Source organism: Roseitalea sp. (assembly GCF_984466335.1).
The window spans coordinates 1-4,718 of sequence record NZ_CFIFWG010000197.1 but is presented as its reverse complement, the minus strand read 5'-3'; the positions used below and the strand labels follow the sequence as shown (position 1 = coordinate 4,718).

Sequence of the window (4,718 nt, the reverse complement as noted above, 5' to 3'; positions counted from 1 at the left end):
CTAGAGCGGTTCGTTTTTAGATGGAAGCGGTTTGATGGACAGAGTTTTTCGCCGCAGCGAGGAAAACACCGCAGCGCGATATGAATATCGTGCGAGGATTTTGACGATGCTGCCGGCGGAAAAGACGTCCAAGCCGGGGGCCGATAACGTATTGAAATCAAATGAGACCCGCAAATCGTCCGAGCTTGGTCTTTTGCGTTCTGGACGGCGTTGCGCGCTCCTAACGGTGCTCGCACCGTGTCGTCCCACGCGCCTTGCCAGATCACAAAATCCCGGCGCTCAAACGATTCCAGCTAAAAACAAACCGCTCTAGCCCAGCAAGCCGTCCAGATGCGCTTGCCAATCGCGCGCGCATTCGCCGCTTTTGCCCATCGCCTGATGGCCGAAATAAAGATGCAGGATCAGATCGGCCGTGGCCGCCGCGTCCTGGTTGCAGCCCGAGATGCCATAGCGGTTGAGCACGCCCAGGATGGCGGCGCGCAGGCGATCGGCCATATCATTGGCCTTGGCGGCCACTTCGGGATTGTCGGGCGCCAGTTCCACCATGGCGTTGCAGATGAAACACCCGCGACGCGGGTCCTTGGCAGACGTGAACAAAAGCGACAGACACGTCTTGGCGTCGGGCACATCGCAATTGCCCAGAGCCTTTACGGAGTTGGACACAACCACCTGATCGTAGCGGTCCAGCGCGATCAGATAGGCCGATGCCTTGTCGTCGAAGGCTTTATAAAAACTGCCGCGCGTGAGCCCCATCGCATCAAGCAGGTCTGGCAGGTTGGTGGCCGCATAACCCTTGCGCCAGAAGATCTCCATCGCGCCCTGTACGGCGGCGTCGGTGTCGAATTGGCGTGGTCGTCCCATGGCGCTCGCTTCGCAATTGTCGGGCTGCAACGATAGCGCCTTTGACTGATCACGGCCAGTTGATTTGTACCAAACGGTTCCTAATGACAAGTTCGACGCGGACGCAAATCAGAAACTTGCGATCATCAAACCTCAAACGCCGGGCCTCGCTTTTGTTCCGGCTCCAGAAATGGGAGACAAAATTGAAAGCTGTAAAATCCATCCTGTCGGGCGTTGCGCTGTCTGTCGTTCTTGCCTCGTCCTCGCTTGCCGCAGGCGTTGACATCAATGCGTCCACCACCGGGCTCGCCTTGCAGGGCTATGACCCGGTGGCCTATTTCACGGCAGGTGAGGCCACCGAAGGCAACTGGAAGATCACCGCGGTGCACAATGATGCGATCTATCGCTTTGCCAGCGAGGAGCACAAAGCGGCCTTTAAAGCCGATCCCGACGCCTACCTGCCGCAATATGGCGGGTTCTGCGCCTTTGGCGCGGCGATGGGTTTCAAGCTCGACGGCGATCCCGAGCACTGGAAGGTGGTCGATGGCGAACTGTTCCTGAACGTGTCGCAGGAAATTCAGCAAGAATGGGAAAAGGACATTCCCGGCCTCATCGAAAAAGCCGATGTGAACTGGGAAACCATCGTCGACAAGACACCGGCCGAGCTTCAGAACTAAGCATCCGACCGGGTTGGCCCAAGCGGCCTTCCTTCAACAAACTCCGCGCCCGTCTGCGCTGTGCAGGCGGGCTGCGGTCCGACAAAACCCCGCTCGATGGCGGGGTTTTGCGTTTGGGTTCGCCCAGCCTCGGCGCGGCTTGAATGCACCTGTCCAAGACCTGGAGCGGTTTTGCCGCGTACCATGCTCCTAATTCGGCGACGGCCTCTAGCCGTTCCTGCCGGCTTTTGTTGCCGCCACAAGATTTGGGTTGGCAGCGCGCTCCAGCGCGCGTAGAGCGGCGCGATGGGCACATTGGCTAACATGCATGGCTCGGCGCCCGCGCCGATGAGTTGGTCCGCCCATGCGCGGGCGACGCTGGCGCTCGGCGCGCCGCTGGTCGGCAGCCAGCTCGGCGGCATGGCGATGAACACCACCGACACGGTGATGCTGGGCTGGTACGGCGTGACCGAACTGGCGGCCGGCTCGATCTCAACCCAGCTCCTGTTCGTGATCATGATGTTCGGGGCCGGCTTTGCCTATGCGGTCGTGCCGATGGCGGCGGGTGCCCAGGGGCAGGGCGACACCGCCCAGGTGCGCCGCGCGGCGCGCATGGGGCTCTGGGTCGGCGCGCTCTACTGCCTGGCCGTGATGCCGCTTTTGTGGTTCACCGAGCCGCTGATGCTGCTGCTCGGCCAGGATGCGGAGGTGGCACGCCTGTCGGGCGCCTATATGCGGATCGCGCAATGGTCGATCTTTCCGCTGCTGTTGTGGTGGACGCTGCGCGGCTTTCTGACCGCCATCGAAAGAACGCGCATCGTCTTCTGGGCGACCCTGGCCGGGGTGCTGCTGAACGGGCTCCTGAACTGGGCTTTCATCTTCGGCAACTGGGGCGCGCCGGAGCTTGGCGTGCGCGGCGCCGCGATCGCAACGCTCGGCACCAACCTTTTGATCTTCGGCTGGCTCGCCGCCTATTGCGCGCTCAATGCCCGCGCCCGCCCGTACGCGATCTTCGTGCGCTTCTGGAAGCCGGACCGGCAGGCTTTCGGCGAGGTGTTCCGGATCGGCCTGCCGATCGGGGCGATGATCACCGCCGAGACGAGCATGTTCATCTTCTCGTCGATCTTCATGGGATGGATCAGCGTCGTCGCGCTCGCCGCCCATGGCATCGCGCTGCAACTGGCCTCGCTCGCCTTCATGATCCCGATGGGCATGGCGCAGGCGGCGACCGCGCGCGTCGGCCATTTCCGAGGCCGCGCCGATCCGTCCGGCCTCGACCGGGCGGCCAGGGTCGTCATGGCCATGTGCCTTGCCTTCGCGGCGGCTGGCGCCGCGCTGTTCCTTGCCGCGCCTGGAACGCTGGTCGGCCTGTTCCTGGACGAGGCCGACGCCGATGCGGGCGCGGTTCTGGCCTATGCGGTGCCGCTTTTGTTCGTCGCCGCCTGCTTCCAACTCGTCGACAGCGCTCAGGCCATCGGCGCGGCGCTGCTGCGCGGGCTGAAGGACACGCGCGTGCCGATGATCATCGCCGTCTTCGCCTACTGGCCGGTCGGTCTGTTTCTGGGCTGGTTGCTGGGCTTCCCGCTCGGGCTTGGCGGCGTGGGCGTGTGGATCGGGCTGGCCTTGGGCCTTCTGGTGGCGGCGGTGCTGCTCAATCACCGCTTCTTCGTTCTCAAGCCGAACATGTGATCGGCCGGTTCGGCCGATTCTCCTTGTCACGTCTTCAAACACTTGATTCGATCGGGCGTGATTCGCGCGCGCCTTTTCCGGCGCGCGTTACGCTCGGTGCGCCAGGCTGGCGCGGGCGCACCGCCTTGAAAGGGTCCGTCATGACCAAGACGCACGTCGCCATGCTGATGGGCGGCTTTTCCGCCGAACGGCCGGTGAGCCTGGCCTCGGGCGCCGAATGCGCCGACGCGCTCGAAGGCGCCGGCTACCGCGTCACGCGTATCGATGTCGGCCGCGACCTGGCCGCACGGCTCGCCGAACTGAAGCCCGACGTCGCCTTCAACGCGCTGCACGGCCCGTTCGGCGAGGACGGCACGGTGCAGGGCATCCTCGAATATCTTCAGATCCCCTACACCCATTCGGGCGTGCTCGCCTCGGCGGCGACCATGGACAAGGAACTTTCCAAGCGGCTGGCCGGCACCTTCGGCATCCCGGTTGCCGAATCCAAGGTCATGAACCGGCACGACATCACCTCAAGGCACCCGATGCAGCCGCCATACGTGGTCAAGCCGGTGAGCGAGGGGTCGAGCTTCGGCGTCGTCATCGTAAAGGCCGATCAGCCGCATCCGCCGCAGATCCTCACCTCGGACGAATGGGCCTATGGCGACCGGGTGATGGTCGAGCGCTATGTGCACGGGCGCGAACTGACCTGCGCGGTGATGGGCGGCGTCGCGCTTGCGGTGACGGAGATCATACCGGTCGGCCACTCCTTCTACGACTATGATTCCAAATATGTTGCCGGTGGTTCAAAACATGTCTGTCCGGCGGAAATTTCACCAAATATTTACCAACAGATAACGAAACTGGCGCTCAAAGCACATCAGGCATTCGGGTGCCGTGGCGTGACGCGCTCGGATTTCCGCCATGACGACCGGTTTTCCGAAAACGGGGAACTCATCTGGCTGGAAATCAACACGCAGCCGGGGATGACGGCGACGTCGCTGGTTCCGGAAATCGCGCGCGCGTCCGGTCATTCCTTCGCCGAGTTGCTTGTATGGATGGTGGAGGACGCATCTTGCATGCGTTGAAGGCACAATCGGGTGGGCGTGACCGGGCCGGCGGCGGCGCTGAGGGCGCGCGCGCGCGCGTCCTGCCTCGGCTGTTGCGCCGGCCCGTGCGATTCGTCGGGCGGCTGCTCGGCGGCCATGTCGATTTGCCGCCCCGCGTCGAGCTTGCCCTGTTCGGCGCCGTGCTCGGCGGCGCGATCCTGTACGGCTCGATCCTGGGCGGCCAGTTCGACACCGCCCTCGACCGGGTGACGGGCGCGGCCGGCTTCGCCGTCGAGGAGATCGCGCTTTCGGGCAACGCCTACACACCGGTGGACGCCGTTTTCGCCGCGCTCGATCTCCATGGCCCCCGCTCGCTCGTTGCGATCGATCCGGCCGAGGCGCGCGCCGCGCTCAAGGCGCTGCCGTGGGTCGAGGGCGTGCGGATCGCAAAGGTCTATCCCTCAAAGCTCGTGGTCGAGCTCAGCGAGCGGTCGCCCTTCGCCGT

At 64.0% G+C, this 4,718-nt stretch carries 5 protein-coding genes; 4 read left to right on the top strand and 1 reads right to left on the bottom strand.

All coding sequences use genetic code 11. From position 1 onward, the window contains the following. Positions 1-309: 309 nt before the first annotated feature. Positions 310-861, bottom strand: coding sequence for a TetR/AcrR family transcriptional regulator (locus AC5E6L_RS14100; protein ID WP_491774114.1), 552 nt, complete (start codon positions 859-861; stop codon positions 310-312). Between the two features lie 41 nt (positions 862-902). On the opposite strand from AC5E6L_RS14100, the gene AC5E6L_RS14095 reads away from it, so the two are divergent. The 4 genes from AC5E6L_RS14095 to AC5E6L_RS14080 form a co-directional block, all read left to right on the top strand. Then, positions 903-1,517, top strand: coding sequence for a YHS domain-containing (seleno)protein (locus AC5E6L_RS14095; RefSeq protein WP_491774112.1), 615 nt, complete (start codon positions 903-905; stop codon positions 1,515-1,517). Positions 1,518-1,802: 285 nt separating this feature from the next. Further along, positions 1,803-3,185 (top strand): MATE family efflux transporter, encoded by a 1,383-nt coding sequence (locus AC5E6L_RS14090; protein WP_491774110.1) that lies wholly within the window; start codon positions 1,803-1,805, stop codon positions 3,183-3,185. A 140-nt stretch (positions 3,186-3,325) separates the two neighbouring features. After that, positions 3,326-4,252, top strand: coding sequence for a D-alanine--D-alanine ligase (locus AC5E6L_RS14085; RefSeq protein WP_491774108.1), 927 nt, complete (start codon positions 3,326-3,328; stop codon positions 4,250-4,252). After that, on the top strand, positions 4,240-4,718 hold a 479-nt coding region (locus AC5E6L_RS14080; RefSeq protein ID WP_491774106.1), incomplete at its 3' end, for an FtsQ-type POTRA domain-containing protein. The genes AC5E6L_RS14085 and AC5E6L_RS14080, both read left to right, overlap by 13 nt.

Bases quoted from the DNA above. Each gene is read 5' to 3' on its own strand.
- AC5E6L_RS14100 (WP_491774114.1), bottom strand. From the start codon at position 861: ATGGGACGACCACGCCAATTCGACACCGACGCCGCCGTACAGGGCGCG.
- AC5E6L_RS14090 (WP_491774110.1), top strand. From the start codon at position 1,803: ATGGGCACATTGGCTAACATGCATGGCTCGGCGCCCGCGCCGATGAGT.
- AC5E6L_RS14085 (WP_491774108.1), top strand. From the start codon at position 3,326: ATGACCAAGACGCACGTCGCCATGCTGATGGGCGGCTTTTCCGCCGAA.